This window comes from Enterococcus sp. 5H, assembly GCF_028128615.1.
Classification (GTDB): Bacteria; Bacillota; Bacilli; order Lactobacillales; family Enterococcaceae; genus Enterococcus_L.
In genome coordinates this window covers 1-16,626 of record NZ_AMDP01000025.1, presented here as the reverse complement: position 1 = coordinate 16,626, position 16,626 = coordinate 1, and the positions used below count along the sequence as shown (strand labels likewise).

Sequence of the window (16,626 nt, the reverse complement as noted above, 5' to 3'; positions counted from 1 at the left end):
AAGCCTATGATTCGGCAAAAAATTACTTCATGGTAGCCTATACACCAATTTGTCAATCGATTATAATGACAGGAGAAGCCTTAGCGAATGCACACAAGAAGTTCTTAAGTGAGTACCAGACAACGGTCAATGGTTCTGATCTGGACGAAGACCAGCTAGTAGCTGAGATTGACAACTATAAAGCACTGTTAGATACCATTGATGATCTCATTCGAGATGCGAAAACACACCGAACGGATCTAGAAAGACGTTCGATGAATGCGTATCAAGCGATGCAGAAGCGACAAGAGAAATTGGAAAAGTTTCGTGAGTATAGTGGTCAGTCAGCAAGTTTCTTTACGGACTATCAATCGTCACAAAGTGAATTAAACAATGGTTTAGCACAAGTACAAGATTGTAAAGCATGGAATGCCTCTACAGGTTCCTTTGATATCACAAGACTTGATATGACCTGGGCAAAACCAATAAACGATCGTTGGGAAAAACGAGAAAAAATGAAACAAGAAGAACTGAAGAAAGCAGAAGCAACCAAAGCGAATACGTTAGCGGAACATGGGCTAACTGAAGCCGACCTTGTTCAGCCTAACGATCCTGAAAATGTTGTGTTAGAAAAGTATATAAGACTCGCTCAAATGGGTGTAAATCCACATACAGGCTTGCCAATAACGGATGAAGAAAAGTGGAAATTCCAGTACGCAGCACACACTAAAACAGTTTTTGATGTTTTAGGTTTGGTAGGTGGATCATATGCAGGAAACAAAGCTTTTAACGATACATCTAAAAAACCAGATGTTTTGCAAGGAAGTAAAAACGGGAAAAACTATACTCTGGACAGAAGTAAAAGCAAGGGGAATTACTCATACACGAAAATACCCGAAAGTTTTGATTTAAGTAAATTAAAACCTAGAGAAATTGCTCAAATGACAATTGATGAATTAAAAAATAGTATTCCAAAAGATTGGGAATTCCATGACAATAATGGGCGCATCCATATTAAAGATGAAAATGGAAACTTCAGAGTAAGAATTGATCCACCAGATAAAGTAACTAATTATGACCATATACATGTATTTGATTCTAATAGGAATCCTCTTGATTTAGAAGGAAATATAGTTGATAGAAAAAGTCCAGATGGACATATTCCGTGGAATAAAAAATAAGAAGGAGATTAACTATGGATATTACTAAAAAGCAAAATGAAATTGAGAAAACTGAATATCAAGATATGGCTATACTTGATGTTCAAACATATAATTTTGGAGATGAACTAAGTATCTTTGTAGAAAATAGTGAAGAGAAATGTTGGGAAATTTCATTTCAATCTTGTTATAAAGTTTCATACGAAACAGATGCTAATTGGAGGGGGATAGATAATGTGCGAGATATGCGTGGTGGACAACTAGGATATTATGGTCAAGATATAACACTTCATGAATATAATGAAGACGACGCTTTTATTCAGTGTAAAGTAGATCTGTCAATAATGACGCTAAACATTGTTTGTAAAAATATTTTTGTACGAGAAATTTTATTGTCTGAAAAGTCATTTTTATAGAAGTAATTTATTAGTAAAATAAATAATATATACACAAAGAAGGTGTTGGAAACAGTATTTCTACTTAAAAAAACGGATATTTTTGACTCTTAAGAGTGGGGTTAAAAGTATTTTTCAACCGATAGATGGCGAAAAAGATCAGTACACAGTTTTATTGAACTGTATTCAAAATGGATCAGAAATAAGAGTTCTATTAGTAGTTAAAGTAACTGGAGATAAGATTTCAGAAATGACGTACAACACAGTTAGACAAGAATATTAAGCAGGGGACTTTTTATGCTTGTCAGACACTCGGTTCCTCCGATACCGAGTGTTCTTTTTAATCCATTAAGGAGGCTTTTTTATTAATTGAAGTATGTTTATGGACAAAGTATTGTAAACTAACATTTATATCACAATAAGCTAAAGCTGTTGAAACATATAAAATAGTTATTTTTAATGACATAGTATGAGGAGGTTTTTTTTTGATAGATATAACATCGCCATTTTCTTATGAAAACAGGGACAGATTTACATTTACTAAGAGTGAAAAAAATATAGTAAAACAACTTGAATATTTATTCGAAAATGGTTACGGTATCAATATTGTATATGGAAATAGAGGGGTAGGGAAAACGACTTTAAAGAATTATGCGAAACATGAAATTTTAGAAAAAAAATACAGCAACATAATAGTTATAGATGTTCCAGAATACTTAGAAGATGCTGAGTTCTATTCATACATATTAGAAAGTTTGATTAATCAAATGAAATTAGAAATCAAACAAATAATTGAACACTACAGATATCCTTCTTATCTTGGAATGCAACTGGTGTGGGACGAAACAAAAGAATTAGACGAAGTGCAATTAATAAAGAAACTAAGATGTGTTCAAATTCAGGTTCCACCAAATGAAAAATGGGCAAGTGATGCGCTCAAAAGAGAAATAGCAAAATATAATGATAAAAATTATGAACTACAAAAGAGAATAGAAAATTTATTCAAAAAAAGAATTTGGAAAAATAAGCAAAACTATCCTGAAAATAGAAAAATACAAGTTGCAATAGAAAGAGATAAGGAAAAGATAGTAGAGTTGAGTAAGTGGTATCAATATGAATCGTATCAATATGAGTTGTTGGAATTGCAACAAATTTTTGATGCCGAGGTTGTTGATAATAAGATAATAGAAGAGTACGAATCTGAGGAACAAGGAAGAAAAAGCAATATTGACGCTTCAGAAAGAATTAGTGTTGTGTCACCAGTGTTTGCTTCAAATATTTCAATTGGACGAAGCCAAATCAATCATTCTAAAACAGGAGTAAATTGTACTGGGTCAAGTATGATAACACATAAATTGACTTTTCAATATAAGAAGAAAAAATTTACGGATATACTAAAAAAAATGCAAAGTGATTTGAATCTAAGAGTAAATGTCTGTATAGATGAATTAGATAAATGTTCAGTTATAGAAATTAGTGGAATGATTAACAGAAATAAATCCTTTTTTCTTGAGAGTGGTGTAACAACATTTTTGATTTTGAATTTAGGGAATGGGATTCTTTTTAAAGAAATATATTCAGACTATATTACTTCTTATGTACTATGTAAAAATTTATCTATGTACGAATTTTTCGTTAAGTCTTCGAATCAAGGTAAGAGACTGTATAATGATTTTTTTGAATTACTAAAAGGATACTGCTCAGTACGAGGAAATAATAGAAATTTACTTGTAAAAAAAATGAAAGAAAGAAATGTTGAACTATCTGAGTCTATATTATTTGTATATTTGTGGCAATCTGAATTTTATCAAAAATTAACAGAAGATTATAAAGAGCTATTTAACAACTTTTTTGATGTTTTAATTGAGAATTTGAAATTGTTAGGAGAACTGCATAAATCAGACTTTTCAAATTTAGTTTTAGAATTTAAAGAACGGTATGATATATCATCAGTGAAACTTGATTTACTATTTAATCAGCTTGAAAGAGTCTTATACCATAAAAAGTTAAATCAAAAATTTTTATTTATGCGGATGTGGGAGAATGGCTTTTCTCATAAACTAAAATATACTAAATATGAAGGTACAAATTTTTATGAGGCATTTGAAAAATATTTCAATCGTGTAATTACGGACTTAAAGATATTGATCATTGAAGATTCTAAATTAGTACTAAATTGTTCTTTGAGTTATAAAATAATAACAGAATTTGAAATTCTTTTACAACAATATAATACAACAATGAGTGATATTATGGATATCTTTAGGGACGTTTCAGGAATGAAAAATAATCATGAATTTTTAAGAAATGTGCGGAAAAATATTAGATACTCTGACCAAGAAACTTATAGCGGAGTAGATGATGCAATGAAAACTATTGAAAGATGGAGAAATGAGATAATCGGGGTGGTTTTTTTCTATCCTAAAGATAGAAGCGGTAATGTGTTGTTGAATGGGGTTATTTATAGATATAATAATTTTGGTGAAATTGTATGTATTCCTTATATGGGATATATCGGATTGCATTCTCATAAACCTAATAAAATGGAAAAATTAAAACAATTTTTAACTAAAAATAATGTATGTTTTAAAGAAGTTGAAGATCTTAATGAAGAGCTATTTCAAAAAAGTTATGAACAATCTAATGATTCAGAGGAGGAAATAATAAAAAAATTGTGTTTAGAACGTAATTATTTAAAGCGCTGGCTTGAATTAATTCCAACTTATTGAGCACCAATTAATCACCAACAATCCATAGGGGAAATTGGAAATGTCATTTGCGTATTAATGTTTTTGCTCATGTTTCAAAATTAGTTTTTACTAAAAAGATGGTTGTAAAAATTTTTTAATCAATAATCTGTAAATAAGTTAGAGATAATTATTTAATTAACATTAAAATTGTTGAGATAAAGAATATGTATTAGGAAGCATTAAGTCTTTGAAATTACTAAATTGAAATATGAGCTAAGGAATTTGATAGAGCGTGTAGAAATATGAAAAATTTTTGCTATCTAACACCCGTTTTCCGTGTAGTGTACATTAATAATTACTGTAAAACAGGTTATATATTGTTATATAATGAAGACTAAAGCTATCCTTCAATTTGATGGTAATCTATATATTTTATATAATATATACACTGAAATAGTGTATTGAAAAATAATTACAAGAATAAATCAAGTTATTTTTGACTCTTAATCAGCGGGTCATGGGTTCGAGCCCCTTACGACCCATTGGGTGCCAAACCCACGATACCAGTACATTCTTGACGTTGAAAGACGTTTCGAAAAGAATGTACGTGGTATCTTTTTTTATTTTGAGTAATTCAGAAGTCTGACAGTAGAATGCAAGATAAGCTTTATCGATAGGTTCAACCTAGCTATGGATGCTAAAATGATGGTAAAATAGTGAAAAAGGAGGCAAATAAATTGAATAAGGAATTAATACATAAACTTTATATAATCAGCGATTTCATCATAACATTTTTTTGGATAATACTATTTATTTTAAGTTTAGCTGGAGTTATTGATATAACGAGTTATCCGTTTAATATAATAGATACGTCTATTCTAATTATGTTTACCATAAGTTATATAGTAAGATTTGTACTGGCAGAAAATAAAAAGAAATATTTTATCAACAACTTTTTTAATTTATTGGCAATAATACCCTTAGGTTTGTTAAATATCGGTATTTTAGCAAAATCAAATAGAATATTTAGAGTTATAAATTTATTAGCAAAATTAGGACATAACAAAAATAGTATTTTATATAGAAATGGGTTTATTTACGCATTATATGCGAGTACTTGTATAGTATTTGTAGGTAGTGGCTTTTTTAGTATAGTTGAAAGCATTAGCTATGAAGATAGCATTTGGTGGAGTATTGTTACCATGACAACAGTAGGTTATGGAGATATTGTTCCAAAAACCGGCTGGGGTAAAATTATTGCTTCAATAACAATGTTGTTTGGGATAGGATTTATTGGTATGCTAACATCTACAATAACTAACTATTTTAAGGATAGAAAAACAAATACAAAAAATTCAGCTTTAAATGGAGAAGATTTACAACAGATAAATAATAAAGTAGACGAATTATCTAAGTTAGTAGAAGATTTATCAAAAAAATTAGAAGAAAAACCCTAGATTTACTAATTTCGGAATACTAATTTATAGTGCAGATAAATGTTGGAAAGAGCTTAAGTAATAATTCCGAAGATAAAAAATAGAAGAGTGAAAATCATAAAAAGATTTTCGCCCTTCTTTTTTTGATTACCTGCATAAGGTGTCTTGGAGTTCTATTCAATCGATTTTTTTCGTTTTAAAGCTCCAATTAGTAGCTGGAAAAGAATAGAAAGCATTTATAAATATTGTAATTAAACAAATTGAAATTCCTGATACAATTGCTTCGCGAACACCAAATACAAGAAGATTCAATAAAATTATAGCCATGTTAGTGAGAAACACGCCAACTGCTTTATTCAAATTAAAGTATTTTTCAAAAATCAAAGGAGGAATAGTTACTCCACCATTAGATGCACCAATAGAATAAAGAGAAAAGATTCCAAAACTGAAGAAAAGACTTCCCATAACTAACGAGGCTTTATAAGATTCTAAAAGCATAAATTCTGGCATGATCCACAGAATAACAGGGAAAACCAAACTTCCAATAACTGTATTAAAAAAAATCTTCCGTTCTAAAAAAATGAAAGCTAGAAATAGCATAATACTATTAATCAAAAATACAATAATATTCCGATCGATAGTGAATAAATTTTCCAGCAAATAGCCAATTGATCCTACACCAGCGGAAGCAATTTGATGAGGCAGTAAAAAAATATTAAGCGATAGACAAATCCAAAGTACCCCAACTATGACTAAAAGAAAATGTTTTACTTGATTTAACAAAAGTGCCGCACCCCCACCAGAATTTAAATAACAAACACAGATAGAATTTTATTATTTAATAAAGATTAGCGGATATTATAATGAGAGTCAATTAGGTTCTATTTGAAAACATTTTACAATACTTATTTTAAGAAAAATTTATAAAATGAGTGTGAGTATTCTAAATTAGATGGGTTACACATTTGTTTGAGACAATTAATGAAAGAGAAAGATTTCCGCTAAAAAATTATTTTATACTATAATTTCGTTGGTCTTATAGTTTCCTAAAATTCAAGGGTATTTAACTGTAATAAGTTTCTATGAATGTATTTTTAACTTATATTGATTTTTATATTACTTTTAGGTATAATAACTTCAGAAAGAGGGGTTAATTATGAAAAAAAAATTTTTGAAATATGTTGTTGCTAGTGCGCTAATCTGTATATCAGTAGGTGTCAGCGTACAAAGCGTATCTGCTGCTGCAGGAGATTCTGTGGAAGTCGAACAAAGTTCACCAAGTACGTCAGGAAAGTACTTTCCATTTAAGGCTCAGTATCTTGATCATGATTCAGTATTTACAGCAGCTATTAATTTATCTGAGCAACCTGAAGGTTCTAAAGTAGTCATCGGAGAATTTCTTGGCTATGAATTATCAGGAAATGTGAAATTAGGAAATTTTGTAGAAGCCAAAGTAAATACAATCGGTTCAGGAGTTTCAGTTGTATCGCGTGAAAAGATTTCGCAAAATGCAATAATGGCGATTGCTTATGCTAATCAAGATGGTAATGTTTTGGATTATACATTTGTGTATCAACCATTAAGTGTTAAAAACACAGTTCCGGCTAAACGTGGTAAATATTTCCCAGAAGCGAGCGGTAAATATATGAATAACGGCGTTTCTATCGTACGTATTCCTAAAATGTTGTCGACAGCTAAATTAGAAGTAGGATCATACTCAGCTGAAAAGCCACAAGGTTTGAAAGATTTCGTAGAAGCAAAAGTAGAAAAAGTTGCCGGAACAAAAGATTCTTATGCTATTTCTAGACCAGCAGTCTCTGATGAGGATTGGATGGTTGTCGCATATGTTGATAAAAACGGCAAAATTTTAGATTATATATATGTGCCTAATAAATAATTGAAATTTAAATGTAAAGAGCTAAGGGGATAATTTCTTAGCTCTTTATATTATTTTTTTGTATAAATTGGTGTTAATTTTGAAGAAACCTATATGTACTGATTAAAAAAATGGAATAGCATGCTACTAATAAATGGTTCAGCATAATCATATAATGTGAGTAATCCATTATTTGATGATAAACTGAAATAAAAGATGGTTTAGGAGGGGAAAATATGAAAAAAATCATAATTTATTCTACGTTATTACTTGTAGGTATATCAATAGCTGCATGTAGTGGGAAAGGCAAGACAGTTACAAGCTCATCTTCAACGAAAACGACCGAAACAACAAGCCAAAAAAGCACGTCAACTAGTAGTAGTAAAACATTAAATACAACATCAAGTGAAACAAAAGATTCATCAGTAGCAACAACCGAAACAAAGACTAATCAGAGTCAATCAGATAAAACGCCACAAGAAAATCAAGCAGAAACAGTGTTGAATCAGTTAACGACTTCATTTCCAACTAATCCTTTACCACAAGCAATATTAACGAGTAAAACACCGGGTTATCTTAGTGCTGCGACAACCAAGACATCCGATCAAGCGAACTTTAGAATTCTATACTATGCTGAAAATCAAGCAATTTCTGTCAACGACACTGCTTTAAACGATCTTCAACCAATTGCTTTATTTGAAAAACAAATATATAGTTCAGCTGATGAAGCAGCTAATGAAGTTGCACAGGTTATTGATACTGCTGGAAGTAAAATTGATTTAGGCTATGGTATTACAGGGTATCAGCAAGGAGCAGCGGGTTCGAGTTATCTATCATGGCAAGAAGGAAATTGGAGTTTGGTTGTGCGAGCATCAAATGTTGAAGGAGAAGTTGTGGAACCTTTAGCCAAAGAAGTAGTTGCTTATTTAGAAACAGCTATGTTGCCGGCACCTCAAAATGTTGGTCAAATTTCTTTAGCTGCAGGTACAAGCGATTTTTATCAAACCAATTCAGTAGTTTGGCAACAAGGGACAACTGTATACACAATTCAGCATTTTGACGCAGTACAAGCTGTTAAAATGGCAGTTTCTGCAAATAAATAGATCAGCAGAATTTATATTAATTAGATGAATTATTATTCAATTAATTGTATTTATTAATAAGGAGAAAATAATTATAAGTAGTTCTTTTTATGATTTTTAACTAGAATACAAGAAGAAAGACGGAATTTAAACAAAAAAATAAACAAGAATCATTATTGACGAAACATTCACTCATCTTGTACAATGAGTACATGATAGAAGTAAAATAATAAAATAAAAAGGCACTTCAAAGTTTGGTGGCCGCCAAACTCCGAAGCCCTGAAAAGTCAGCAGACACTGACCAATCAAGTTGCCCGTCGTCAATGCAAAAGCACTGACATGATTCATTGTACTCAATTTTTAGGAAAATATCTACCCCTAAAAATACAGGTAACAGTGAACATGCCAGCGTTTACTTATTGAATGATACAACGGTATTGGAAAGAATTCTGATACCGTTTTTTTATTTTTTACTTCTATCTACATTTATATTCCTCTTAAATTGCACTTAAAGTCGAGAGAAAAATTCGACGGAACATTTGGGCATGATAAGAATAAAGCGATCACTATAGGTAATTGATTTATCTTTTGGGGAAGAAAATCAAAAATTGAAAAATGTGCTTATCTAAGATTAGGAGAATTCTTGATACCTATAGTGTCGCTTTAAACATAAGTATACGTTATGTCGTATACTTTAAACTTATTATAATAGAAGACTTACTATTGAAGCAATTGAAACGATGCTAAAAGTGAAGAATAACTAAACTATTAGTGATATATCAAAAAAATTAAGTCATAAGATCTTCCTTCAATATAATTATTATTGTGTAATTCGACTTTTATCAGGCTGTGAATGTGCTAGTCTACTAGCAGCTGCTGCAGCAATCGCTCCAACAATATCATCTAGAAACGTATGAACTTCAGGACCTTCATGGGAATTTAGTTTAGCCAGAATTCCGGGTTTTACTTTATCGATATAGCCATAATTAGTAAAGCCGATGGAACCATACACATTTACGATAGAAAGTGCTAATATTTCATCTATACCGTAAAGACCTTCATCTTCTTCTATAATTTCTTGAAGAGGATTGAGCAATTTTTTTTCTTCAGCTAAAATGTCTAGTTGAACTCCAGTAATAATAGTATTATGCACTTCTCGTTTGGATAGCACACTATCAATATGTTCAATGCAAGTTGCCTCGTCAAGGTCATCGATATAGGGTTTTTGTAAAAATAAAACTAGTTCAGCCAAATCCTCAATTTTAACTCCGCGATCTTTCAATAATTGTCGTGCCTTATTTTCTAATGTTTCACCTTTTATAACCACAAATAAAACCTCCAATGCGTCATTTTTATACTTAGAACACAATAATGGTATACTAACTAAAGACAAAAATGCAAGGAGAAGGTAAATGGATCCGTTAATAGAATGCTGTGAACAAAATTTAGTCAAAGGTGGAGAACTGTTGTTAAGTGACCCATTTATAGAAGAAAACAGCGATGTAATCACATATTCTTGTATGAATGAATGCGTTCTTTGTGCTCAGAATTTTTTTGTTCTTTTTGAAGGAGAACGGATTATTGGCGACACACCAGAAGAATTGATTGAAAATATAAAAAAAGCCATTATAAATTGGCAAGAAGAAATGGGATAAAAAATGTGAGTGAGACAAAATTAAAAATCAGTTTTGTTTCACTCACTAGATCCGAATAAACGGTGAGAAAAAAGCAGCTACTGCACTTCGTTCCGATCACATCAATTTCTCGGAGCTAAACGCTGTTGTCTCAGCCTTTTTTTTTATTTTTACTTCTTTTCCTTCAAACATACTAGTGCTGTGCATAGGCTGTGTTCTAGCATCTGGCTTAATATAGTGGAGTGCATTATTAACAGCAGTAGGTGCTTCACCAAATCCTGTTGCAATTAGTTTTACTTTACCTTCATAGTTACAAATATCACCAACAGCATAAACACCAGGAATATTTGTAGACATATCAGAATTAACTTCAATCGCATTACGGCTAACATCTAAACCCCAATCTTTTAAATGTCCTAATGAGGAAGTAAAGCCATAATTAATAATTAAAGAATCTAAATCAAGTTTCTCGAAATTATCTGCTTTTGTTTCTTTTAATTGAATACCTTTGAACTCGTTATCTTCTATCAAAAGTTGATCGATAACATAAGGCGTGAAAATAGAAACTTCAGAATTTTTCAAGTTGTCTACGCTATGCTCGTGACCGCGAAATTCTGGACGGCGATGAATAATTGAAACTTCTTCAGCCACAGGTTCCAACATTAAAGCCCAATCAATCGCAGAATCACCGCCACCGGCAATGGCAACTTTTTTTCCAGAGAATTTATTCATATCTGAGACATAGTAATGAACGTGATTTCCCTCAAGCTCCTCAGCACCATCCAGCGTTAACCGTCTTGGTTGGAAAGAGCCATTGCCAATAGCAAAAATTACAGCTTTAGAATAATGAATACCCTTCGATGTTTCTATCCGAAGGTAACCATCTTCTTGCACCAAATTTTTAACCTCTTCTTCCAAACAGGTATCGTGTGCAAAAGGCGCAATTTGTTTTTCTAAATTTTCGATTAGCTCACTAGCTTTAATTGCTGGAAAACCAGGAACATCATAGATATATTTCTCAGGATAAAGCGTAGACAATTGTCCGCCAATTTGAGGCAAACTATCAATAATCTTTGTTTTAGCTTTACGAATTCCTGCATAAAAAGCGGCGAAAAGTCCAACTGGACCAGCCCCGACGATAGTTAGATCATAAATATTTTTTGAATCAGACATCGATTATTTCCTCCTGTTTCTATTATAAAAAAGCGTTCATCAATTATGATGAACTTAAAGATAGTGTATCTCATTTTTCACAAAATAGCACTTGTTACAGAAAAAAGCAAGTAAGAGTTTGTGAAAGATGAATTCTCTTAAAAGATTTTCAAAGACAATGGAATTTTCAAATAAAGTTCGTTATGATATTATATGTAAGTAAAAATTAAGTAGGAGGAAATAATTATGACAGAATTTCCACAATTAGATTTAGCAAATGCAAAAGGACCTAAAGCGGTAATAAAAACCAATCGAGGAGATATTACTGTTCAACTTTTTCCAGAACAAGCACCTAAAACTGTAGAAAACTTCGTTCAATTAGCAAAAAAAGGCTATTATGACGGTGTGATTTTCCATCGTGTGATTCCTGATTTCATGATTCAAGGCGGCGATCCTACCGGAACAGGAATGGGCGGCGAAAGTATTTATGGGGAAGCATTTGAAGATGAGTTTTCAAAAGATGTCTTTAATTTGCGTGGCGCGCTATCAATGGCGAATGCTGGACCAAATACAAACGGTAGTCAGTTTTTCATCGTTAACAATCAAAATGTACCAGCAAATATGATGGGACAATTGGAAGGTGCAGGGTTTCCTACAGAAGTTATCGAAGAGTATAAAAAAGGTGGAACTCCATGGTTAGATTTCCGTCATACTGTTTTCGGTCATGTTGTAGATGGTATGGATGTAGTAGATGAAATCGGTGGTGTTCAAAGAGATTCTCAAGATCGACCAACTTTTGATGTAGTAATCGATAAAGTAGAAATTAGCGAATAAAAAGAAAAAGTGAAGCAATTTCCTGATTAGATGGGAAATGCTTCACTTTTAGTCTATTCAAAAGCTAGTTTGATTCTACGGAGTCCTTCTTCAAGAGTCTCCTTTGGACAAGCAGCATTTAAGCGCATGTGTTTTGTTCCATGGGGACCAAAAATGATACCTGCATTTAGTACTACTTTTCCCTTATGAACCAATTGATTTTGTAACTGCGCGTCTGTTAAACCAAGCTCAGAAAAATCCAGCCAAATTAAATAAGTTCCTTCTGGGCGCATCATTTTCACTTGAGGAAGTTCATTTTTTAAGAAGTCAGCTACGGTATCAATGTTTTCTTTTAAATAAACCAATAAGTCTTCCAGCCAGATATCTCCGTGCTGATAGGCCGCTTCAGTACCTACATATCCAAAAGTATTAATTTCATTTTGAAAATTTTGTTCTTGGATTTTGACAAATTTTTTCCGTAAATCTGGATTTTCAATAAAAATCATGGAGTTCTTAATCCCAGCTAAATTAAATGTTTTAGTAGCAGCAGTCAAGGTAATGGAAAAATCCTTAAATGTAGGATGGACATTGTTAAAAGTCGTAAAGACATGTGGTGCGAAAACCAGATCTTGGTGGATCTCATCACTAATAATTAGGACATCATATTTAGCACATAATTTTCCAACAGCTTCAAGCTCAGCTTTAGTCCAAACACGACCACCAGGATTGTGAGGATTACATAAGATAAATAAACGAACATTTTCATTTTTTATCTGATCTTCCATTATAGCTAGATCCATAACAAAATGCTCATCCTCAACGAATAAAACATTTCGGACTAATTTTCGATTGTTTTGCTCTACGACTTTGGCGAATGGATGGTAGACAGGATCATGAATTAAAATAGCATCTCCTGGCTTTGTATATGCTTGAATCGCAATCGAAAGACTGGGAACTACCCCGCTGTTAAATAAAATTGCTTCTTTAGGAAATGAATAATTGTGATGCCGTTTTTGCCAACTTTGAATAGCTTCGTATAATGAATCAGGTGCTTGAGAATAACCTAATATACCTTGCTCAGCTGTTTTCTTTAATGCATCTATTACTGCAGGGTTAGCTTTGAAATCCATATCAGCTACCCATAAAGGAAGTAAACCATCTTCTCCGTATGTTTCTTTGATGGAATCCCACTTGGAACAATTTGTATCGCGTCGATTATAGACTGTATCAAATTCGGTCATTCAATTCATCCTTCCTAGAAAAAAATTTCGTATATTTTGATTTAACTATAGTATAATAGAGTTTCACCGAAATATGAACCATAATATCTATAGTAAAAATAAATTCATGCACAATCGAATAGAACATGCTATTATTTTAAATGAGCCCAACTGTTTCTAATTTTAGTAAGGAAGATGAAAAGAGGAGAGTCGGATGGAATACAAGATAGGAATGATACTTGACGGAACAATTACTGGACTACAGCCATACGGTGCGTTTGTTTCTCTAAGTGATGAGGTTCAAGGACTGATTCATGTCTCAGAAGTTCAAGCAGGATATACCAAAAATATACATAGTTTACTTACTGTAGGCCAGAAAGTTCAAGTGCAAGTAATTGATATTGACGAATATTCTCAAAAAATCAGTCTGTCATTAAGGACACTAGAAAATCATATACAACAACCGAATAATCGTCGAAAAAGATATTTTACTAACAAAAATAAGAAAATAGGCTTTGCAACGTTAGAAAAAGAGCTGCCTGTCTGGTCGGATGAGGCCATGGATAAATTGCTTGAGAAATAATTCTGTTTTTTTTCAGAAAATGTGGTACAATTTCCGTAGTTTATGAAAACAAAAATTAATTGAGGTGGATGTTTTGTCTAACAAAAAAGTCGCTGGCACTATTATGCTGAATCTAAATGATGGTTCTAAAAAGTTTCTTGTTCATCCAGTTGCTGATTCAATGGAGTTTGTTACAACAAAAGTTTCTGAGAATATGACAGGATTAGCGAGTATGCTACAAGTATTCAAAGAAGAAATTCAGCTAGATGTAGCTTCAATTAATTTAGTCGAGTTAACCAATGCTCACACAGATGCTGAGAATATGCCTTTGTTTGTCTTTGAAATGAATGAAGAAAATATAGTTTCTACTATTAACAATGCATATGTTTGGGAAAAACCATCTGAGTTAAAAAATTTATTAGCTTCTTATGATATTGAAGGAGTTCCAATGTTCTAAAAAAATTAGTTACATAGAAGAGGCAGGGAAATTTTCTTGTCTCTTTTTTTATTAGGAGGAATAATACGATGAATTTAATACAAGCTAAAAATGATGAAGGTAAAAAAGCGCTGGATATACTAAAAGAAGCAGCAGAGTGGTTAAAAGAACAAGGGAGTTCACAGTGGTCAGATGTTTTGACTGGTGAAGATAAGCATGGTTTAGCTGAAGCTGTAGAAAGAGGCGAAGTCTTTTTCTTCTATAATAGTGAGAAAGAATTAGTAGGAATGGCGGCTGCATGGAAAAAGCCAACAGAGTGGGATCAGCAATTATGGAAAAATTTTAGACCTGATAAAAAAGCTGTCTATATTCATCGTGTAATCATTCGTCCATATTATAGAGGAAAAAATTATGGGGAAGCACTGCTAACTGCTTTAAAAAATCAATTTAGAACTCAAGGATTAGAACTGCGTTTAGATTGCTTGGCAAGTAATAAGAACCTAGTTAACTTTTATAAGAATAATGGTTTTAAACAAATTGGGAAAGCGCAAGATTCAAATGGAATAATATTCGAACTATTTTCTTGCATTTAAAAAGAAACAATCGTCATTTAACTTAAATCCAACCAAAAAAATTATAACTAAAGTATAAATCCTTACAAAAGCGAAGAATTAAAAATTCAGGGGAAAAGTGCTGAAAAATTTTTTTAATTTTTTTATAAAAAGTAGTTGACCTATAAAGAAAAACTTGTTATATTATATCTTGTCGCAAGGCACGGATGAAACATGCCGAGTGGTGAAAATAGAATAACATTTCAAGTTTCAAAAAAACTTGAAAAATCAGGAAGAAAGTTGTTGACAAATAACAAGCAACCTGATAAAATAATGAAGTTGTCACAAAACATTCGATAACATCAAGCAGAAAAAACTTTGAAACTTTTGAAAAAAAGTGTTGACATCAAATCGAAGATTTGATATGATATAAAAGTTGCTGCAAGGTAACAACGTAGACCTTTGAAAACTGAACAAAGTAAGACGAACCAAATGTGTAGGTTGTTTTTACAACGGTAAAAACAAATAACAATTTTTAACAAGCGAAGCAATATGCTAGCAAACAAATGAGCTTAACAATCGCAAGATTGTGTTCAACTTTTATTATGAGAGTTTGATCCTGGCTCAGGACGAACGCTGGCGGCGTGCCTAATACATGCAAGTCGAACGCTTCTTTCCTGCCGAGTGCTTGCACTCATTTGGAAAGAGGAGTGGCGGACGGGTGAGTAACACGTGGGTAACCTGCCCATCAGAGGGGGATAACACTTGGAAACAGGTGCTAATACCGCATAATAGTCGACACCGCATGGTGTTGATTTGAAAGACGCTTTCGGGTGTCACTGATGGATGGACCCGCGGTGCATTAGCTAGTTGGTGAGGTAACGGCTCACCAAGGCCATGATGCATAGCCGACCTGAGAGGGTGATCGGCCACACTGGGACTGAGACACGGCCCAGACTCCTACGGGAGGCAGCAGTAGGGAATCTTCGGCAATGGACGAAAGTCTGACCGAGCAACGCCGCGTGAGTGAAGAAGGTTTTCGGATCGTAAAACTCTGTTGTTAGAGAAGAACAAGTAGGAGAGTAACTGCTCTTACCTTGACGGTATCTAACCAGAAAGCCACGGCTAACTACGTGCCAGCAGCCGCGGTAATACGTAGGTGGCAAGCGTTGTCCGGATTTATTGGGCGTAAAGCGAGCGCAGGCGGTTTCTTAAGTCTGATGTGAAAGCCCCCGGCTCAACCGGGGAGGGTCATTGGAAACTGGGAGACTTGAGTGCAGAAGAGGAGAGTGGAATTCCATGTGTAGCGGTGAAATGCGTAGATATATGGAGGAACACCAGTGGCGAAGGCGACTCTCTGGTCTGTAACTGACGCTGAGGCTCGAAAGCGTGGGGAGCAAACAGGATTAGATACCCTGGTAGTCCACGCCGTAAACGATGAGTGCTAAGTGTTGGAGGGTTTCCGCCCTTCAGTGCTGCAGCAAACGCATTAAGCACTCCGCCTGGGGAGTACGACCGCAAGGTTGAAACTCAAAGGAATTGACGGGGGCCCGCACAAGCGGTGGAGCATGTGGTTTAATTCGAAGCAACGCGAAGAACCTTACCAGGTCTTGACATCCTTTGACCACTCTAGAGATAGA

At 33.2% G+C, this 16,626-nt stretch carries 16 protein-coding genes and 1 rRNA gene; 13 read left to right on the top strand and 4 right to left on the bottom strand.

The window, feature by feature from the left end:
* From C240_RS10895 to C240_RS10875, 5 genes are all read left to right on the top strand, one after another.
* On the top strand, nucleotides 1-1,160 hold a 1,160-nt coding region (locus C240_RS10895), incomplete at its 5' end, for a hypothetical protein (RefSeq protein WP_271495496.1).
* Between the two features lie 14 nt (nucleotides 1,161-1,174).
* Nucleotides 1,175-1,555 carry a hypothetical protein gene (locus C240_RS10890; RefSeq protein ID WP_271495493.1) on the top strand — a complete coding sequence of 127 codons (381 nt, stop codon included), beginning with the start codon at nucleotides 1,175-1,177 and terminating at the stop codon, nucleotides 1,553-1,555.
* 82 nt (nucleotides 1,556-1,637) lie between these two features.
* On the top strand, nucleotides 1,638-1,817 hold the full coding sequence (locus tag C240_RS10885; protein ID WP_271495490.1) for a hypothetical protein: 180 nt from the start codon (nucleotides 1,638-1,640) through the stop codon (nucleotides 1,815-1,817).
* Between the two features lie 202 nt (nucleotides 1,818-2,019).
* Nucleotides 2,020-4,263: a hypothetical protein gene (locus C240_RS10880; protein ID WP_271495487.1), complete on the top strand. Its 2,244-nt coding sequence runs from the start codon at nucleotides 2,020-2,022 to the stop codon at nucleotides 4,261-4,263.
* A gap of 698 nt (nucleotides 4,264-4,961) precedes the next feature.
* Nucleotides 4,962-5,681: a potassium channel family protein gene (locus C240_RS10875; protein WP_271495484.1), complete on the top strand. Its 720-nt coding sequence runs from the start codon at nucleotides 4,962-4,964 to the stop codon at nucleotides 5,679-5,681.
* 156 nt (nucleotides 5,682-5,837) lie between these two features.
* Here the strand turns inward: C240_RS10875 and C240_RS10870 are convergent, their stop codons facing one another.
* Entirely contained in the window at nucleotides 5,838-6,443 is a 606-nt protein-coding gene (locus tag C240_RS10870; protein WP_271495482.1) for a YitT family protein, read from the bottom strand.
* 373 nt (nucleotides 6,444-6,816) lie between these two features.
* Between C240_RS10870 and C240_RS10865 the strand changes: the two genes are divergently transcribed.
* Entirely contained in the window at nucleotides 6,817-7,557 is a 741-nt protein-coding gene (locus tag C240_RS10865) for a hypothetical protein (RefSeq protein ID WP_271495479.1), read from the top strand.
* A 215-nt stretch (nucleotides 7,558-7,772) separates the two neighbouring features.
* Complete coding sequence (locus C240_RS10860) at nucleotides 7,773-8,639, top strand: hypothetical protein (protein WP_271495477.1); 867 nt, start codon at nucleotides 7,773-7,775, stop codon at nucleotides 8,637-8,639.
* Nucleotides 8,640-9,438: 799 nt separating this feature from the next.
* Here C240_RS10860 and C240_RS10855 read toward each other — a convergent pair.
* A complete protein-coding gene (locus C240_RS10855) occupies nucleotides 9,439-9,945 on the bottom strand; it encodes a phosphatidylglycerophosphatase A family protein (RefSeq protein WP_271495473.1) in 507 nt (168 codons plus the stop codon).
* An 85-nt stretch (nucleotides 9,946-10,030) separates the two neighbouring features.
* Here C240_RS10855 and C240_RS10850 point away from each other — a divergent pair, with 85 nt between their 5' ends.
* Entirely contained in the window at nucleotides 10,031-10,273 is a 243-nt protein-coding gene (locus tag C240_RS10850; RefSeq protein ID WP_271495470.1) for a DUF1450 domain-containing protein, read from the top strand.
* A 96-nt stretch (nucleotides 10,274-10,369) separates the two neighbouring features.
* On the opposite strand, the gene C240_RS10845 is transcribed toward C240_RS10850, so the two are convergent.
* Nucleotides 10,370-11,425 (bottom strand): NAD(P)/FAD-dependent oxidoreductase, encoded by a 1,056-nt coding sequence (locus C240_RS10845; protein ID WP_271495467.1) that lies wholly within the window; start codon nucleotides 11,423-11,425, stop codon nucleotides 10,370-10,372.
* A gap of 225 nt (nucleotides 11,426-11,650) precedes the next feature.
* Between C240_RS10845 and C240_RS10840 the strand changes: the two genes are divergently transcribed.
* The gene (locus tag C240_RS10840; protein ID WP_271495464.1) at nucleotides 11,651-12,238 is read left to right on the top strand and encodes a peptidylprolyl isomerase; all 588 of its coding nucleotides are present in this window, start codon (nucleotides 11,651-11,653) and stop codon (nucleotides 12,236-12,238) included.
* 53 nt (nucleotides 12,239-12,291) lie between these two features.
* On the opposite strand, the gene C240_RS10835 is transcribed toward C240_RS10840, so the two are convergent.
* A complete protein-coding gene (locus C240_RS10835) occupies nucleotides 12,292-13,458 on the bottom strand; it encodes a MalY/PatB family protein (RefSeq protein ID WP_271495461.1) in 1,167 nt (388 codons plus the stop codon).
* Between the two features lie 193 nt (nucleotides 13,459-13,651).
* On the opposite strand from C240_RS10835, the gene C240_RS10830 reads away from it, so the two are divergent.
* From C240_RS10830 to C240_RS10815, 4 genes are all read left to right on the top strand, one after another.
* The gene (locus tag C240_RS10830) at nucleotides 13,652-14,020 is read left to right on the top strand and encodes a CvfD/Ygs/GSP13 family RNA-binding post-transcriptional regulator (protein ID WP_271495458.1); all 369 of its coding nucleotides are present in this window, start codon (nucleotides 13,652-13,654) and stop codon (nucleotides 14,018-14,020) included.
* Between the two features lie 64 nt (nucleotides 14,021-14,084).
* Nucleotides 14,085-14,456 (top strand): hypothetical protein, encoded by a 372-nt coding sequence (locus C240_RS10825; protein ID WP_271495455.1) that lies wholly within the window; start codon nucleotides 14,085-14,087, stop codon nucleotides 14,454-14,456.
* Nucleotides 14,457-14,524: 68 nt separating this feature from the next.
* Nucleotides 14,525-15,028, top strand: coding sequence for a GNAT family N-acetyltransferase (locus C240_RS10820; protein ID WP_271495452.1), 504 nt, complete (start codon nucleotides 14,525-14,527; stop codon nucleotides 15,026-15,028).
* 559 nt (nucleotides 15,029-15,587) lie between these two features.
* Nucleotides 15,588-16,626: ribosomal RNA gene (locus tag C240_RS10815) — 16S ribosomal RNA — on the top strand; the annotation flags it as partial.

Bases quoted from the DNA above. Each gene is read 5' to 3' on its own strand.
- C240_RS10890 (WP_271495493.1), top strand. From the start codon at position 1,175: ATGGATATTACTAAAAAGCAAAATGAAATTGAGAAAACTGAATATCAA.
- C240_RS10865 (WP_271495479.1), top strand. From the start codon at position 6,817: ATGAAAAAAAAATTTTTGAAATATGTTGTTGCTAGTGCGCTAATCTGT.
- C240_RS10860 (WP_271495477.1), top strand. From the start codon at position 7,773: ATGAAAAAAATCATAATTTATTCTACGTTATTACTTGTAGGTATATCA.
- C240_RS10850 (WP_271495470.1), top strand. From the start codon at position 10,031: ATGGATCCGTTAATAGAATGCTGTGAACAAAATTTAGTCAAAGGTGGA.
- C240_RS10845 (WP_271495467.1), bottom strand. From the start codon at position 11,425: ATGTCTGATTCAAAAAATATTTATGATCTAACTATCGTCGGGGCTGGT.
- C240_RS10840 (WP_271495464.1), top strand. From the start codon at position 11,651: ATGACAGAATTTCCACAATTAGATTTAGCAAATGCAAAAGGACCTAAA.
- C240_RS10835 (WP_271495461.1), bottom strand. From the start codon at position 13,458: ATGACCGAATTTGATACAGTCTATAATCGACGCGATACAAATTGTTCC.
- C240_RS10830 (WP_271495458.1), top strand. From the start codon at position 13,652: ATGGAATACAAGATAGGAATGATACTTGACGGAACAATTACTGGACTA.
- C240_RS10820 (WP_271495452.1), top strand. From the start codon at position 14,525: ATGAATTTAATACAAGCTAAAAATGATGAAGGTAAAAAAGCGCTGGAT.